Below are 15,036 nucleotides of genomic sequence, written 5' to 3' on the forward strand. Positions count from 1 at the left end.
TCATCCCGCATGCCCGCGCTTCCCGAGATCGATGCCTTCAAGGATGACCTCATCGCCATCCGTCGCGACATCCACGCTCATCCCGAGATCGGCTTCGAGGAGGTCCGGACCTCGGGCATCGTCGCCGAGAAACTGACCTCCTGGGGCATCGAGGTGCATTGCGGCATCGGCGGCACAGGCGTCGTCGGCATTCTCCATGGCACTGGCGGGCCGGGCCGGCGCATCGGCCTGCGCGCCGACATGGACGCGCTGCCGATGGACGAGACCACGAACCTGCCCTGGCGCTCGACCATTCCCGGCCGGATGCATGCCTGCGGCCATGACGGCCACACCACCATGCTGCTCGGCGCGGCGCGCTATCTCGCTGAGAACCGGGGCTTCGCCGGCACGGCCGTGTTCGTGTTCCAGCCGGCGGAGGAGGGGCTTGGCGGGGCTCGCGCCATGCTCGCCGACAATCTGTTCGAGCGCTTCCCCTGCGACGAGATCTACGGCATCCACAACGCGCCCAATCTCGACCCCGGCCAGATTGCGGTGTTTCCCGGCGCGGCGATGGCGGGTGCCGATTTCTTCGACATCAAGATCACCGGCAAGGGCAGCCATGGCGCGATGCCCCATGTCGGGCGCGACCCGGTGATCGTCGCGATCTCGCTGGCGGCGGCGTTGCAGACGATCGTCAGCCGCAATGCCGATCCGCGCGAGGCAGCCGTGCTCTCGATCACGCAGATTCATGCCGGCTCGGCCTACAATGTGATCCCGGAGGAGGCCGCGCTCGCCGGCACGGTCCGTACCTTCTCGCCGGAGATCGCCAAGCTGATCCGCGAGCGCATGCGCGAGATCGCGGCCGGCATGGCGCTGAGCTTCGGCGTGCAGATCGATGTCGATATCCGCGGCATCTTCGACGTGCTGGTCAACCACCCGGCGCAGGCGGTCGCGACCGCTGCCGTCGCCGCCGAGATCGTCGGCGCGGAGAATGTTCTGACCGAGCCCAAGCCCGTGATGGGCAGCGAGGACTTCGCCGACATGCTGCGCGTGGTGCCCGGCGCCTATGCCTGGGTCGGCCACGCCGGCAGCGTCCCGGTGCACAACCCGGCCTTCGTGCTCGATGACGGCATCCTGCCGGTGGGGGCGAGCCTGCTGGCGCGGCTGGTCGAGACACGGACGGTGGCGTGAACTCGATGACGATGCCTGCCGATTTCCGCCCTGCCGATCTGCCGCTCGATGCCGATACGCTGCTTGCGGGCTTGCGTCCCTGGATCGAATGCGAGAGCCCAACCTTCGACCCCGCCGCCGTCAACCGGATGATGGATCTGGCTGCTGCCGAACTGGCTGCCGCCGGTGCGGTGGTGACGCGCATTCCCGGCCCGCCGGGTCTTGGCGATTGCGTGCGCGGCGATTTCCCGCATCCGCGTCGGAGTGAGCCCGGCATCCTGGTGATGTCGCATCTCGACACGGTCCATCCGGTCGGCACGCTGAAGATGCTCCCGTTCAAGCGCGACGGCTCGCGGTGCTACGGGCCGGGCATCCTCGACATGAAGGGTGGCGCCTATGCCGGCCTGCAGGCGATCGTCGCGCTGGCGAAGGCCGGGGTCGAGACGCCGCTGCCGATCAGTGTGCTCTTCACCAGCGACGAGGAGATCGGCAGCCCCGGCACGCGCGAGATCATCATGGCGGAGGCGCGCAAACACCGCTTCATCCTGGTGCCGGAGCCCGGCCGGCCGGGCAATGGCCTCGTCACCGGCCGCTACGCGATCGCGCGCTTCAACCTGCTCGCCGAGGGCAGGCCGAGCCATGCGGGATCGCAGCTGAAGAATGGGCGCTCGGCGATCAGCATGATGGCGACGCAGCTTCTCGCGATCGAGGCAATGACCGACGAGGACTGCACCTTCAGCGTCGGCGTGATCTCGGGCGGGCAATGGGTCAATTGCGTGCCGACGACCTGCCGGGCCGAGGCGCTGAGCATGGCAAAGAGGCAGGAGGATCTCGACCGTGGCGTCGAGCGCATGTTGGCGCTGACGACGCAGAATGAAGACGGGACGCGCTTCACCGTGACGCGCGGCGTCACCCGCCCGGTCTGGGAGCCGAACGCGGAGACGCTGAAGCTGTTTGGGCTGGCGCGCGGGATCGCCGGCGAACTCGGCTGGACGCTGGAGCATGGCTCGGCCGGGGGTGGCTCCGACGCGAATTTCACTGGCGCCGAGGGCATTGCCTCGCTCGACGGGCTCGGTCTGCTCGGAGCCGGCTACCATACGCTGGAAGAGCATATCGAGGTCGAGAGCCTGGCGCAGCGGACAAGGCTGATGGCCGGGCTGCTGGCGCGGTTGACCGCATGAGTGCTGCGGGCCAGCATGGCTTGCTCGTGGCACAGAGCCTGCATGCATCGGCGGACGAAATATATCACTGAAACGGGTGAGGGGATCGCATCATGGCATGGCGTTTGAAATCACTGGTGGCAGCGGCGGCAATCATTGCCGGCGCCTCGCTCGCACAGGCGCAGACCACGCTGAAGGTGGTGATGCACTCCGACGTCAAGATCGTCGATCCGATCTGGACGACCGCCTATATCGTCCGCAACCACGGCTACATGATCTACGACACGCTGTTCGCGATGGATGAGGCCGGCGCGATCAAGCCTCAGATGGTCGACAGCTTCACCGAGTCACCGGACAAGCTGACCTACAAGTTCACGCTGCGCGACGGTCTCGTCTGGCATGACGGCAAGCCGGTGACGCCGGAGGACTGCATCGCCTCGATCAAGCGCTGGTCCGCCAAGGATCCTGTCGGCCAGAAGCTGATGACCTTCGTCGACACGATCGCGGCCGACGATGCCAAGAGCTTCACTGTGAAGTTGAAGTCGCCGACCGGACTGCTGATCTTCGGCCTCGGCAAGCCCTCGTCCAACGTGCCGTTCATGATGCCGGAGCGCGTGGCGAAGACCGATCCGAACACGCAGATCTCGGAGTTCATCGGTTCCGGCCCCTTCGTCCTCAAGCAGGACGAATGGAAGCCGGGCGACAAGATCGTCTACACCAAGTTCAAGGACTACAAGCCGCGCGCCGAGCCGGCCTCGGGCCTCGCGGGCGGCAAGGTCGCGAAGATCGACCGCGTCGAGTGGCTCGCTGTGGCCGACCAGCAGCAGGCCGTGAACGCCCTGCTTGCCGGCGAGATCGACATGGTCGAGCAGCCGGCTTTCGATCTGATCCCGCTGGTGCAGGGCGATAAAAACATCAAGCTGTGGAACTACAACCCGCTCGGCCTGCAATACACGATGCGCTTCAATCACACCCAGCCGCCCTTCGACAATCCGAAGGTGCGCCAGGCCGTGACCTATGCGCTCAACCAGAAGGACTTCCTCGAAGCGACGGTCGGCAATCCCGACTACTACGACGCCTGCAAGGCGATGTTCGTCTGCAAGACGCCGCTCGCCAGCGAGAAGGGCATGGAGGGATTGCTCGAGTCGAACTTCAAGAAATCGCAGGAGCTGTTGAAGGAAGCCGGCTACGACGGCAAGCCGATCGTGCTCCTGCATTCGACCGACCTGCAGTCGCTGACCAACCTCGGCCCCGTCGCCAAGCAGCTTCTCGAGAAGGGCGGCTTCAAGGTCGATATGCAATCCTCGGACTGGCAGACGGTGGTATCGCGTCGCGTCCGCAAGGACCCGGTCGACAAGGGTGGCTGGAACCTGATGCAGACCTCCTGGGTCTCGGCCGACATCCTCAACCCGGTGATGGCCGGCTTCTTCAATGCGAGCTGCGACAAGGCCGCCTTCGGCTGGCCCTGCGACGAGCAGATGGAAAAGCTGCGCGACGATTTCGCCCGCGAGCCCGATCCGGCCAAGCAGAAGGTCATCGCCGAAGCCGTGCAGATGCGCTGGCGCGAGGTCGTCACGCATGTCCATCTCGGTCAGTACAATGTGCCGATCGCGGCGCGTAAGAACCTGTCCGGCATCCTGACGGCGCCGGCTCCGGTGTTCTGGAACGTCGAGAAGAAGTGAGGTGGCGACGCTGATCGCACGGAACCGGCGCTGATGCTCGGCTACATCCTGCGGCGCCTGCTGGCGACGATCCCGGTCCTCGTGATCGTCGCCGTCCTCGTCTTCCTGATGCTGCGGCTGACGCCGGGCGATCCGGCGGCGGTCATCGCCGGCGACAACGCCACGACCGAGCAGATCGCGCTGATCCGCAACCGGCTCGGGCTCGACCAGCCGATCCTGGCGCAGTTCGCGATCTGGGCCGGCAACCTGTTCCAGGGCAATCTCGGCGAGAGCTTCTTCTTCAAGAAGCCGATCGGGGAGCTCATTGTGGGGCGGATCGAGCCGACCCTGTCGCTCGCCTTCGCGACGATGCTGATCGCGATCAGCGTTGCGATCCCGCTCGGCGTGCTCGCCGCCTACAAGCACGGCTCCTGGATCGACCGCGTCGTGATGGGCTTCTCGGTGCTGGGTTTCTCGGTGCCGGTCTTCGTCATCGGCTATGCGCTGATCTATGTCTTTGCGATCACGCTTGGCTGGTTCCCGGTGCAGGGCTATCAGCCGCTCTCGGGCGGGTTCGGCGGCTTCCTCCAGCGGCTGGTGCTGCCGGCGGTGACCTTGTCGGTGATCTACATCGCGCTGATCGCGCGGATGACGCGCGCCAGCGTGCTCGAGGTGCTCAGCGAGGATTATATCCGCACCGCCCGTGCCAAGGGGCAGGTCGAGCGCAAGATCCTGTTCCGCCACGCTTTGAAGAATGCGGCGGTGCCGATCGTCACTGTGGTCGGCATCGGCATCGCGCTTTTGATCGGCGGCGTGGTGGTGACGGAGAGCGTGTTCTCGATCCCCGGCCTCGGGCGCCTCACCGTCGATGCCGTGCTGGCGCGCGACTATCCGACGATCCAGGCCGTCATCCTGCTGTTCTCGGGCGTCTATGTCGGCATCAACCTGCTGATCGACCTCGCCTACAGCCTGTTCGACCCGAGGATCCGCTATTGAGCGCTGAACCCAGCCTTCTCGCCCCAATCGCGGCCGAGCCGGTGGCTCCGGCCCGGACCGTGCTGATGCGGCTTATCCGCAACCCGGTCGTCGCGATCGGCGGTACCGTGCTGATGCTGATGACGCTGCTCGGCCTGTTCGCGCCCTGGCTCGGCACGCTCGACCCGACCGCGATCAACCCCAGCACGCGCAACCGCGTGCCCGGCTTCGAGCGGACGATCCGCGCCGATGACGGCTCGACGACGACCTTCAAGCACCGCATGGGCACGGATTCGCTCGGCCGCGACGTCTATAGCCGCGTCGTCTATGGCGCGCGGGTCTCGCTGCTGATCGCCGTCTCGGTGGCGTCGGTCTCGATCGCGATCGGCCTCGTGATCGGGCTGATCGCAGGCTATGTGCGCCCGCTGGACGGCGTCATCATGCGCTTCATGGACGGGCTGATGGCGATACCGGGCATCCTGCTCGCCATCGCCGTGGTCTCGCTGTTCCGCAGCGGCCTGACCGCTGTGATCATCGCGATCATCGTGCCGGAGATCCCGCGCGTCGTGCGGGTGGTGCGCTCGATCGTGCTGTCGGTGCGCGAGGAGCCCTATGTCGAGGCTGCGATCATGGCCGGCACGCGCCTGCCCCAGCTGATGGTCCGCCACATCCTCCCCAACACGATCGCGCCGCTGATCGTCCAGGGCACCTTTATCGCGGCCTCGGCGATCCTGGTGGAGGCGATCCTGTCTTTCCTCGGCATCGGCATACCCCCGGAAATCCCGACCTGGGGCAACATCATGGCCGAGGGGCGCAACCTGTTCCGCGTCTTCCCGCACAACATCCTCTATCCCGGCATCTTCCTCGGCATCACCGTGCTGGCGGTCAACATGCTCGGCGACGGCCTGCGCGATACGCTCGATCCCAAGATGGCCGGCCGATGAGCAACGCGCAGACACCCGTTCTCGAGATCGCGGGCCTCAGCATCGCGCTGCCCGGCGGCGGCGACCGCGCACGCGCCGTCGACGACGTCTCGCTCAGCGTCGCGGCCGGCGAGATCGTCTGCGTCGTCGGCGAGTCCGGCTCGGGCAAGTCGGTCACCGCCTTTTCCGTGATGGGGCTTCTGGCCAAGGCGCTGAAGCCGGTCGCCGGCGCGATCAAGCTGGAGGGCGAGGATCTGCTGACGGCGTCGCCGCAGCGGCTGCGGGCACTGCGCGGCGACCGCATGGCGATGATCTTCCAGGAGCCAATGACGGCGCTGAACCCGGTGCTGACCATCGGCGACCAGATCGAGGAGGTGCTGCGCATCCATACCGATCTCGGGCCCGACGAGCGGCGCGCGCAGGTTCTCGCCATGCTGGAATCGATGCGCTTGCCCGAGCCCGAGCGGATGCACGCCTCCTATCCGCACCAGATCTCCGGCGGGCAGCGCCAGCGCGTGATGATCGCGGCCGCGCTCATCCTCGACCCCGCTCTGCTGATCGCCGATGAGCCGACGACGGCGCTCGACGTCACGACGCAGGCGCAGATCCTGCGGCTGATTAAGGACATGCAGAGCCGGCGCGGCACCGGCGTTTTGTTCATCACCCATGATTTCGGCGTCGTTGCCGAGATCGCTGACCGCGTCGTGGTGATGGAGAAGGGCCGCGTCGTCGAGCAGGGGCCGGCCGCAGACATCCTGACCCGTCCGCAGCATCCTTATACGCAGATGCTGATCGCTGCGGTGCCCAGCCTCAAGCCGGCCGATCGCAAGCCGGCGCTTGGGCCGCTGGCGCTGGAGACGGTCGGTCTTGCCAAGACCTACGGCTCCAAGACGCTGTTTTCGAAGGCGCGCATCGTGCATGCGGCAAAGGACGTGGCGATCAGGGTCCGGCGCGGTGAGACCGTCGGCATCGTCGGCGAATCCGGCTCGGGCAAGACGACGGTCGCGCGCTGCGTCGCCCGGCTGATGCCGCCGAGCGAGGGTTCGATCCTGGTGCCGGACATCGATATCGCCAAGCTGTCGGAGGGGCGGTTGCGACCCTATCGGCGCAAGATCCAGGTCGTCTTCCAGGATCCGTTCCGCTCGCTCAATCCGCGCCGCACGGTCGGGGCCTCGATCGTCGAGGGGCCGATGAATTTCGGTCTGGGCGCCAAGGAAGCGATGCAGCGGGCGCGTGACCTGATGGCGTTGGTCGGCCTGCAACCCAACGCGCTTGAACGCTATCCGCATCAGTTCTCCGGCGGCCAGCGCCAGCGCATCGCGATTGCGCGTGCACTCGCCATGGAGCCGGAGATCCTGATTGCCGACGAGGCCGTCTCGGCGCTCGACGTCTCCGTGCAGAAGCAGGTTCTGGCGTTGCTGGCGGATGTGCAGGAGCGCTTCAACCTGGCGATCCTGTTCATCACCCATGACCTGCGGGTCGCGGCGCAGATCTGTGACAGGATCGTGGTGATGGAAAAGGGCGTCATCGTCGAGCAGGGTGCGACCGCGCAGGTGTTTTCCGCGCCGGCGCATGCCTATACGCGCGCGCTGATCGAGGCCGCGCCGGGCCGGGATTTCGCAACCGGCCTTGCGGCCGTTGACGCCGTCCAGGCCTGACCGGATAGTCCCGCTCCTTTCCGGCCCGGGAGAAGCGAGCGCCATGGACGACGAAATCCTCTATTCCGTCGACGCTGGCATCGGCACGATCACGCTCAACCGCCCGCAGGCGCGCAATGCGCTGACCTTTGCGATGTATGAGCGGCTGGCAGCGATCTGCGGCGATCCTGCCGCCTATGGCTCGCCAAAGGTGCTGATCGTCACCGGCGCGGGCGAGCAGGCCTTCGCGGCGGGCACCGACATCTCGCAGTTCCGCGCCTTCGCCACGCCGGAGGATGCGCTCGCCTATGAGGGCGAGATCGAGCGCGTCATTACGGCGATTGAGAGCTGCCCGATCCCGACCATCGCGGCGATCTCCGGCGCCGTGACAGGTGGCGGCGGCAGCATCGCCTGCGCCTGCGACATCAGGATCGCGACGGTGTCGGCGCGCTTCGGCTTTCCGATCGCGCGGACGCTCGGCAACTGCCTGTCGATGGCGAATTATGCCCGGCTCGCGGCGCTGCTTGGGCCGGCGCGGGTCAAGGACATCATCTTCACGGCGCGGCTGGTCGGGGCCGATGAGGGCCATCGCCTTGGCCTCTTCAATGAAATCGTCGCCGATCATGCCGCGTTGATGGCGCGGGCGCGGGAACTCGCCGCGACCATCTCCGGCCACGCGCCGCTGACGATGCGGGCGACGAAGGAGGCGCTCCGGCGGCTCGCGAAGGCCGCAGTACCGGACGATGGGGATGACCTCGTGGTGATGTGCTACACCAGTGCCGATTTCCGCGAGGGCATGGAAGCCTTCCTCGGCAAGAGGCCGCCACAATGGCAGGGCAAGTAAGCTGCAAGCGAGCGCGCTGGCTGCCGCGGCCGCGGTCGGGTTTACGATCAGCGAGGGAATCCCCTATATCCCCGCCGAACGGGAGCGAGAGCGGTATTGCCGGCATCTTTGAGATTTCTGGTCACCGGGGGCGCGGGCTTCATCGGCTCGGCCGTGGTGCGCAAGCTGATCGCGGAGACCAGCCACAGCGTCTGCGTCGTCGACAAGCTGACCTATGCCGGCAACATGGCATCGTTCGCCTCCGTAGCGGGTGATGCGCGTTTTCGCTTCGAGAAGACCGATATCGGCGATGGCGAGGCGATGCGGGCGATCTTCGCGTCGTTTTCGCCCGACATCGTCATGCATCTGGCGGCCGAGAGCCATGTCGATCGCTCGATCGACGGGCCGGCCGCCTTCATCGACACCAACATCGTCGGCAGCTTCGTGCTGTTGCAGGAGGCGCTGCGCCATTGGCGCGGGCTCGAGGGCGAACGCCGCGAGCGCTTCCGCTTCCACCACATCTCGACCGACGAGGTCTTCGGGTCGCTGGGGGCGGAGGGCTTCTTCCGCGAGGACACGGCCTACCAGCCAACCTCGCCCTATTCGGCCTCGAAGGCCGCGTCCGACCATCTGGTGCGGGCTTGGCAGCACACATACGGCCTGCCGACGCTGGTCACCAACTGCTCGAACAATTACGGGCCGTATCATTTCCCCGAGAAGCTGATCCCGCTGATGATCATCAACGGGCTCGAGGGTAAGCCGCTGCCGGTCTATGGCAACGGCGCCAATGTGCGCGACTGGCTTTATGTCGACGACCATGCCGATGCACTGCTGCTCGTCGCCGAAAAGGGCAGACCCGGCGAGACCTATGCAATCGGCGGGCACAACGAGATGGCCAATCTCGATGTGGTCAGGACGATCTGCGCGCTTCTGGACGAATTGCGCCCCGATCCGGCCGGTCCGCATGAGCGGCTGATCACCTATGTCACCGACCGGCCGGGACACGATGCCCGCTATGCCATCGACGCCGGCAAGATCGGGCGTGAACTCGGCTGGGCGCCAAAGCAGAGTTTCGAGAGCGGCTTGCGCCGCACGGTGGAATGGTATCTGGCCAATGCCGGCTGGTGGGGCGATATCCGGTCCGGCGTCTATCGCGGAGAACGGCTCGGCGCGGGCTGAATGGCCCCGGGCCGCCAAAGGAAGGCAAAGCATGCTGCATGTCGAAGCGACCGCGCTGCGCGATGTGAAGATCATCCAGTTGAAGAAGTTCGGCGACCATCGCGGCTTCTTCTCGGAGACCTATAGCCGCAAGGCCTTCGCCGAGGCCGGCATCGACCATGACTTCGTGCAGGACAACCACTCGCTCTCGCCGGTCGTCGGCACATTGCGCGGCCTGCATTTCCAGTCGCCGCCCTTCGCGCAGGACAAGCTGATCCGCGTGCCGCGCGGGCGTATCCTCGACATCGCCGTCGATATCCGCGCGTCCTCGCCGGATTTCGGCAAGGCCGTCGCCGTCGAACTTTCCGCCGAGAACTGGCTGCAACTGCTGGTGCCGGCGGGTTTCGCACATGGCTTCGTGACGCTCGAGCCCGATACCGAGGTGCTCTACAAGGTCAGCGCGCCCTATGCGCCTGCCCATGATCACGGTCTCGCCTTCGACGATCCCGCACTCGGCATCGACTGGCGGCTGCCGGCCGAGCGGCTGACCCTGTCCGACAAGGACCGCAAGCATCCGCGCCTCGCCGATCTGCCGCGGTATTTCGACTGATGACACTTCGCATCGCCGTCACCGGTTGGACCGGCCAAGTCGTCTGCGCCATGCTGGAGCGCGTACCCGTGGGCGTCGAGGTTATCGCGCTGCGCCGCCCGGACCTTGACCTCGCCGTCCCGAAGACGGTCGCGCCGGCCTTGCGCGCGGCCAGGCCCGACGTCATCGTCAACACGGCGGCCTACACGGCCGTGGATCAGGCCGAAAGCGAGTCCGACCTCGCCATGCGCGTCAATGGCGAAGCGGCCGGCGAAGCGGCGCGGGCCGCGGCCGCGCTCGGCATTCCCGTCATCCAGCTCTCGACCGACTATGTTTTCGACGGCGTGCTCGACCGGCCCTATCGCGAGGATGACGCGACCGGCCCAATCTCGGCCTATGGCGCGAGCAAACTCGCTGGCGAGCAGGCGGTCGCGGCGGCCACCAACAATCACGCGATCCTGCGCACGGCCTGGATCTACAGTCCCTTCGGCAAGAACTTCGTCAAGACGATGCTGCACCTTGCCGAAACGCGGGACGAGATCGGCGTCGTCGCGGACCAGGCGGGGTGTCCGACCGGTGCGCTCGACATCGCCGATGCGATCTTCGCTGTTGCGCGCAACCTGACCAGCCGGACGGACGACGCTTCGCTCCGTGGCGTGTTCCATATGAGCGCAGCGGGCGAGGCCGTCTGGGCCGATGTCGCCGAAGCGATTTTCGCCGAACGGGAACGGCATGGCGGCAAGCCGGTTCGGGTCAAACGTATCGCGACGGCCGATTATCCGACACCTGCACGCCGGCCCGCGAATTCCAGGCTGGACTGCCGCAAGCTCGCGCTCGCCCATGGCGTGCGGCTGCCGGAGTGGCAGGGATCGCTGCGGGCTTGCGTGGCGCGGCTTCTCACCGAAGAACGGGCAGGGCAGGGATCATGAAGGGCATCATTCTGGCGGGAGGTTCCGGCACCCGCCTGCACCCGATGACGCTGGCGATCTCGAAGCAGCTTCTGCCCGTCTACGACAAGCCGATGATCTATTATCCGCTGACCACGCTGATGCTGGCGGATATCCGCGAGATCCTGATCATCTCGACGCCATCAGACCTGCCGCATTTCCAGCGGCTGCTGGGCGACGGTTCGGAGTGGGGGCTGAGCCTGAGCTATGCGGAGCAGCCGCATCCGGGCGGACTGGCGCAGGCCTATCTGATCGGCGCGGATTTCGTTTCAGGCGAGCCCTCGGCGCTGATCCTCGGCGACAACCTCTATTACGGCCACAGCCTGACCCAGATGATGCGCCAGGCGCGGAAACGCGAAAGCGGCGCCACCGTCTTCGCCTATCAGGTGCGCGATGCCGAGCGTTATGGCGTGGTCTCCTTCGATGCACAGGGCAAGGCGATCTCAATCGAGGAGAAGCCCAAGGTTCCGCGCTCGAACTGGGCTGTGACCGGGCTCTATTTCTACGACGCGCAGGTCGTCGAGATCGCAGCCTCGCTGAAGCCCTCGCCGCGCGGCGAACTCGAGATCACCGACGTCAACCGGGTCTATCTCGAACGCGGCCAGCTTTCGGTCGAATGCATGGGCCGGGGTTTCGCCTGGCTCGATACAGGCACGCCCGACAGTCTGCTCCAGGCCGGGGAGTTCGTCAGGACGCTGGAGAGCCGACAGGATTTGCGGATCGCCTGCCCCGAGGAAATCGCCTGCCGCCGTGGCTGGATCGATGTCGGCCAGCTCGAAGCACTGGGCTCCAGGCTCGCCAAGAGCGATTATGGCCAGTATCTGCTGCGGATGGCGGCCGAGATCGCCCTGCTGCCGAAGGGCTAGAGGCGATGACGGTGGTTGCCATTCCGGAGGCTGGCGCGCTTGCGCCGATGGTGTTCTTCGACCGCGACGGCGTCCTCAACGAGGATGTCGATTATGCCTTTCGCATCGACCAGATCGTCTGGGTGAAGGGCGCCTTTGCGGCAGTGCGCCGGCTGAACCAGCTCGGTTACCGCGTCGTCGTGGTGACCAATCAGTCAGGCGTCGGGCGCGGCTTCTATACGGAGGAGGATGTCCGCGTTCTCCATGTCGAGATGAACAGGATCATGGCTGAGAACGGGGCGCGGATCGACGCCTTCTACTATGCGCCGCATCATCCGCAGGCGACGGTTCCCGCCTATTGCATTGACCATGAGGATCGCAAGCCGCGACCGGGCATGCTGCTCAAGGCGATGCAGGCATTTCCGACCGACAAGCAGCGCTCCTTCCTGATCGGTGATCGCGCGACCGACCTCGAAGCGGCGCAGGCGGCGGGCGTCGCTGGATTCCTGTTCAAGGGCGGCGATCTCGATGGCTTCGTGCAGGAGTGTCTTGCGAGCCTATGAAGTGCCTCGCCAGCCTATGAGGCGGCGACGGCGTCGAAGAAGCCGACAGGCCCCATCTGACCGCCCTTCAGGACGATGTCGAGACCGTCGAGGCGGGGATCGTCGCTGTGGGTCCGGCAGAGCGGGGCGCCCGGAACCAGCGCGGCGCGATAGGACAGTCCCCAGATATCAAGCGACTTGACCGCAAGGCTCGACGTATCGCCGCCGGCGACGACGAGGCGCCGGATCGCGGCCGTGGTCATGATGCCGCGCAGCAGTCGGCCTGTCGCGAGCGCGACGTTCTCCATGTTGCCCGGTGCCTGTGACGGCCTGTCGGTGACAAGCATGACATGCTGGCCGGCCGAGAGGCGGGCATGCGCCTCCTGCTCCAGCGCGAGGCTGTAGGCCGGCTCCGACAGTAGGCTTGCGGTGTCGATGCCGATGCGCTCATAGGCCGCGGAGGCCTCGACCTGCGCGCGCGTCACCGGCGAGAGACTTCCGACGAGGGCGAGGACCGGGCCGGGACGCGGCGCTGGGGCGTCCGACACGGCTGCAGTCTGCCGGGCGCTAGGCCAGGAGGTGGCCAGCGCCTGGGCGACGCTGCTCGGGCCGATGGCGAGCATCGGGCCATTGTTCATCTTCCGCCGCAGCAGCCGGCCGATGACGGCGAGGTCTTCGGTTCGCGAGACATCCAGAAGGACGGCGTCCCGGTCTGCGGCGAGGCCGGCCACGAGTCCATTCTCAGCGTCCGTGCCCTCATAGCTGCGGTAGTCGATGAGCTCGATCCGCTCCAGTCCCTGAGCCGCCAGATGCCGGCGCAGATCGGCTTCGGCCATCGGCGTGACCGGGTGGACGCTCATGGTCGGGTGGCGGTCGATGCGATGGACCGGGCCGCCGCTGCCGGCGGCCGCGAAGAGATTGCCGAACAGGCAGTAGCGTCCGAGATTGGGCTGGCCGCCGACGATCGGCAGGAAGGGGTTGGCGAAGTGCGGGCGTAGCGCCCGCACGGCCGCGCCGATGCTGCCGACATGCGGGGCGCTGTCGAAGGTCGAGCAGCACTTGTAGTGGAGGATGCCGACGGCCTGATCGGCGAAGAAGCGGCCTGCGGCGCTCAATTCGGCGGTCATGGCATCGGGCGCCATCGAGCGCGTCGCGCCTGCGATGCCGATCGCGTCGAGCGGGCCGGCGGCTGCGAGCTGCTTGCTTGTTGGGATGCGCAGGAAGAGCAGCGCCCGGACGCCGTATTCGGCGAGCGCGGCCAGCGTATCAGTGGCGCCGGTAAAATCGTCGCCATACCAGCCATAGGACGGGCGCGCCGCTGCCATCGTCGGACTCACCCAGTGACCTTGCCGAAGAAATCCAGCGCCTGGCGCAGTTCAGGATGCATGCTAGCGGCGTCCGTCAAGGACTGGCCGGCAGCAACCGCCTCCCAGGCTTGGCGGATGCTGGCGACGCCGGCCGCCGGGCCGCCGGGATGGGCGAGGATGCCACCACCCGCCATGAAGAGCAGGTCGGCATGGCCGATGGCATCAAAGGTCGGCTGTGCCGTACCGGCCCATTGGCCGGACGAGAACGCCGGCAGGACGCGGTCGTCGATGCCTTTGCCGCCGGGGCCTTGGCTCAGCGGCGTGACGCAATCCTTGGCCGAGGACACGACCTCGTCGTCCTCCTGCGCGAATTTCCCCTGCAGGCCATGGACATGCATGTGGTCGACGCCCGCGAGCCGCCAAAGCGTCTGATAGGCTTGGAAGGAGATGCCGAGCAGGGGATGGCGCGATAACGCGCCGAAGCCGTTGCGGTGACCGTGCAAAGCGAGATCGGTCGCGCGGCGCAGTGTCTCGATGGCGGAGAAGCCGCACCAGTTCAGGCTCGCCATGACGCAGGTGCCGCCCTCGCGCGCGACCAGATCGGCGTGGCGTTTCATGGCGTCAGTCTCGTCGGTGATGTTGAAGGCGATCATCACCGCCTTGCCGGTGCGGTCCTGATGCCGGCGCACGACATCCATCACCGCCGGCACGCGCTGCGCCAAGGGGGCGTGGACGGGATCGGCGGAGATCTCGTCGTCCTTGATGAAGTCGAGTCCGGCGGCGCAGAGCTTGCCGACGAGCGCGGCGGTCTCTTCGGGGCTCAGGCCGACATTGGGTTTGATGATCGAGCCGACCATCGGGCCTTCCATCACGCCGGTCAGGGTCCGCGTCCCGGCGATACCCTGGCGCGGCATCGCAAAGCGACTGCGGAATGCGGCCGGCAGGGTGATGGTGTCGAGCCGCAGGCCGGTGACCTCGCCGAGATCGTAGAGATTGCCCGCGACGATCGAGGCCAAAGTCGCGAGATTGGCGCCGACATTGTCCACGGGGAACGAGATCGCGACATGGGCGCGACGCCAGGGGCCGGTGACGCCCTTCTTCGCCAGCCAGGAGTTGGGCAGGCTGGGCGCGGCAACGGTTTCCAGGTCCTCGACGCTTGTCACGACGGCGCGGGTGCGGCTGCGCAACTCGTCGGTCTCGCCGGCGACGCGGGTGAAGGTCCCGCTCGACTGTTCGCCGGCCATGACCTCGGCGACCTTCGCCGGGTCGAGGGGGGTCTCGATCAGATAGGTGGCCTGGAAGCGGTCTGCGGTCATGTCG

General features: G+C 66.6%; 14 protein-coding genes. 12 read left to right on the forward strand and 2 right to left on the reverse strand.

What is annotated here, in order from left to right; all coding sequences use genetic code 11:
- The first annotated feature begins 9 nt into the window (after positions 1-9).
- The 12 genes from AC1DYU_RS06315 to AC1DYU_RS06370 all read left to right on the forward strand — a co-directional run bounded on the left by AC1DYU_RS06315 (position 10) and on the right by AC1DYU_RS06370 (position 12,430).
- The gene (locus AC1DYU_RS06315) at positions 10-1,170 is read left to right on the forward strand and encodes a M20 aminoacylase family protein (protein WP_158484185.1); all 1,161 of its coding nucleotides are present in this window, start codon (positions 10-12) and stop codon (positions 1,168-1,170) included.
- Positions 1,171-1,175: 5 nt separating this feature from the next.
- Positions 1,176-2,330, forward strand: a complete 1,155-nt coding sequence (locus tag AC1DYU_RS06320; protein WP_476791308.1) for a M20/M25/M40 family metallo-hydrolase — start codon at positions 1,176-1,178, stop codon at positions 2,328-2,330.
- 92 nt (positions 2,331-2,422) lie between these two features.
- Positions 2,423-3,991 (forward strand): ABC transporter substrate-binding protein, encoded by a 1,569-nt coding sequence (locus AC1DYU_RS06325; protein ID WP_476790886.1) that lies wholly within the window; start codon positions 2,423-2,425, stop codon positions 3,989-3,991.
- Positions 3,992-4,024: 33 nt separating this feature from the next.
- Entirely contained in the window at positions 4,025-4,966 is a 942-nt protein-coding gene (locus AC1DYU_RS06330) for an ABC transporter permease (protein WP_476790887.1), read from the forward strand.
- Complete coding sequence (locus AC1DYU_RS06335; protein WP_476790888.1) at positions 4,963-5,889, forward strand: ABC transporter permease; 927 nt, start codon at positions 4,963-4,965, stop codon at positions 5,887-5,889. The genes AC1DYU_RS06330 and AC1DYU_RS06335 overlap by 4 nt, the downstream gene beginning before the upstream one ends.
- Positions 5,886-7,526 (forward strand): ABC transporter ATP-binding protein, encoded by a 1,641-nt coding sequence (locus AC1DYU_RS06340; protein ID WP_476790889.1) that lies wholly within the window; start codon positions 5,886-5,888, stop codon positions 7,524-7,526. Before AC1DYU_RS06335 ends, AC1DYU_RS06340 begins: the two co-directional genes overlap by 4 nt.
- A 43-nt stretch (positions 7,527-7,569) precedes the next feature.
- Entirely contained in the window at positions 7,570-8,349 is a 780-nt protein-coding gene (locus AC1DYU_RS06345) for an enoyl-CoA hydratase/isomerase family protein (RefSeq protein ID WP_476790890.1), read from the forward strand.
- Positions 8,350-8,445: 96 nt separating this feature from the next.
- Entirely contained in the window at positions 8,446-9,507 is a 1,062-nt protein-coding gene (gene rfbB, locus AC1DYU_RS06350; protein WP_476790891.1) for a dTDP-glucose 4,6-dehydratase, read from the forward strand.
- 31 nt (positions 9,508-9,538) lie between these two features.
- Positions 9,539-10,096 (forward strand): dTDP-4-dehydrorhamnose 3,5-epimerase, encoded by a 558-nt coding sequence (gene rfbC, locus AC1DYU_RS06355; RefSeq protein WP_476790892.1) that lies wholly within the window; start codon positions 9,539-9,541, stop codon positions 10,094-10,096.
- Positions 10,096-11,004, forward strand: coding sequence for a dTDP-4-dehydrorhamnose reductase (gene rfbD, locus AC1DYU_RS06360; protein ID WP_158484179.1), 909 nt, complete (start codon positions 10,096-10,098; stop codon positions 11,002-11,004). The genes rfbC and rfbD overlap by 1 nt, the downstream gene beginning before the upstream one ends.
- The gene (gene rfbA, locus AC1DYU_RS06365) at positions 11,001-11,888 is read left to right on the forward strand and encodes a glucose-1-phosphate thymidylyltransferase RfbA (protein ID WP_158484178.1); all 888 of its coding nucleotides are present in this window, start codon (positions 11,001-11,003) and stop codon (positions 11,886-11,888) included. The genes rfbD and rfbA overlap by 4 nt, the downstream gene beginning before the upstream one ends.
- Positions 11,889-11,893: 5 nt before the next feature.
- The gene (locus AC1DYU_RS06370; RefSeq protein WP_476790893.1) at positions 11,894-12,430 is read left to right on the forward strand and encodes a D-glycero-alpha-D-manno-heptose-1,7-bisphosphate 7-phosphatase; all 537 of its coding nucleotides are present in this window, start codon (positions 11,894-11,896) and stop codon (positions 12,428-12,430) included.
- Positions 12,431-12,444: 14 nt separating this feature from the next.
- On the opposite strand, the gene AC1DYU_RS06375 is transcribed toward AC1DYU_RS06370, so the two are convergent.
- Together AC1DYU_RS06375 and AC1DYU_RS06380 are read right to left on the reverse strand one after the other, a co-directional pair.
- Complete coding sequence (locus tag AC1DYU_RS06375) at positions 12,445-13,734, reverse strand: four-carbon acid sugar kinase family protein (RefSeq protein WP_476790894.1); 1,290 nt, start codon at positions 13,732-13,734, stop codon at positions 12,445-12,447.
- A gap of 8 nt (positions 13,735-13,742) precedes the next feature.
- Positions 13,743-15,032 carry a ribulose-bisphosphate carboxylase large subunit family protein gene (locus tag AC1DYU_RS06380; RefSeq protein WP_476790895.1) on the reverse strand — a complete coding sequence of 430 codons (1,290 nt, stop codon included), beginning with the start codon at positions 15,030-15,032 and terminating at the stop codon, positions 13,743-13,745.
- Positions 15,033-15,036: the final 4 nt, after the last annotated feature.

The organism is Allobosea sp. P2_B12 (assembly GCF_056404835.1).

Bases quoted from the DNA above. Each gene is read 5' to 3' on its own strand.
- AC1DYU_RS06315 (WP_158484185.1), top strand. From the start codon at position 10: ATGCCCGCGCTTCCCGAGATCGATGCCTTCAAGGATGACCTCATCGCC.
- AC1DYU_RS06320 (WP_476791308.1), top strand. From the start codon at position 1,176: ATGACGATGCCTGCCGATTTCCGCCCTGCCGATCTGCCGCTCGATGCC.
- AC1DYU_RS06325 (WP_476790886.1), top strand. From the start codon at position 2,423: ATGGCATGGCGTTTGAAATCACTGGTGGCAGCGGCGGCAATCATTGCC.
- AC1DYU_RS06330 (WP_476790887.1), top strand. From the start codon at position 4,025: ATGCTCGGCTACATCCTGCGGCGCCTGCTGGCGACGATCCCGGTCCTC.
- AC1DYU_RS06340 (WP_476790889.1), top strand. From the start codon at position 5,886: ATGAGCAACGCGCAGACACCCGTTCTCGAGATCGCGGGCCTCAGCATC.
- AC1DYU_RS06345 (WP_476790890.1), top strand. From the start codon at position 7,570: ATGGACGACGAAATCCTCTATTCCGTCGACGCTGGCATCGGCACGATC.
- rfbC (WP_476790892.1), top strand. From the start codon at position 9,539: ATGCTGCATGTCGAAGCGACCGCGCTGCGCGATGTGAAGATCATCCAG.
- rfbD (WP_158484179.1), top strand. From the start codon at position 10,096: ATGACACTTCGCATCGCCGTCACCGGTTGGACCGGCCAAGTCGTCTGC.
- rfbA (WP_158484178.1), top strand. From the start codon at position 11,001: ATGAAGGGCATCATTCTGGCGGGAGGTTCCGGCACCCGCCTGCACCCG.
- AC1DYU_RS06370 (WP_476790893.1), top strand. From the start codon at position 11,894: ATGACGGTGGTTGCCATTCCGGAGGCTGGCGCGCTTGCGCCGATGGTG.
- AC1DYU_RS06375 (WP_476790894.1), bottom strand. From the start codon at position 13,734: ATGGCAGCGGCGCGCCCGTCCTATGGCTGGTATGGCGACGATTTTACC.
- AC1DYU_RS06380 (WP_476790895.1), bottom strand. From the start codon at position 15,032: ATGACCGCAGACCGCTTCCAGGCCACCTATCTGATCGAGACCCCCCTC.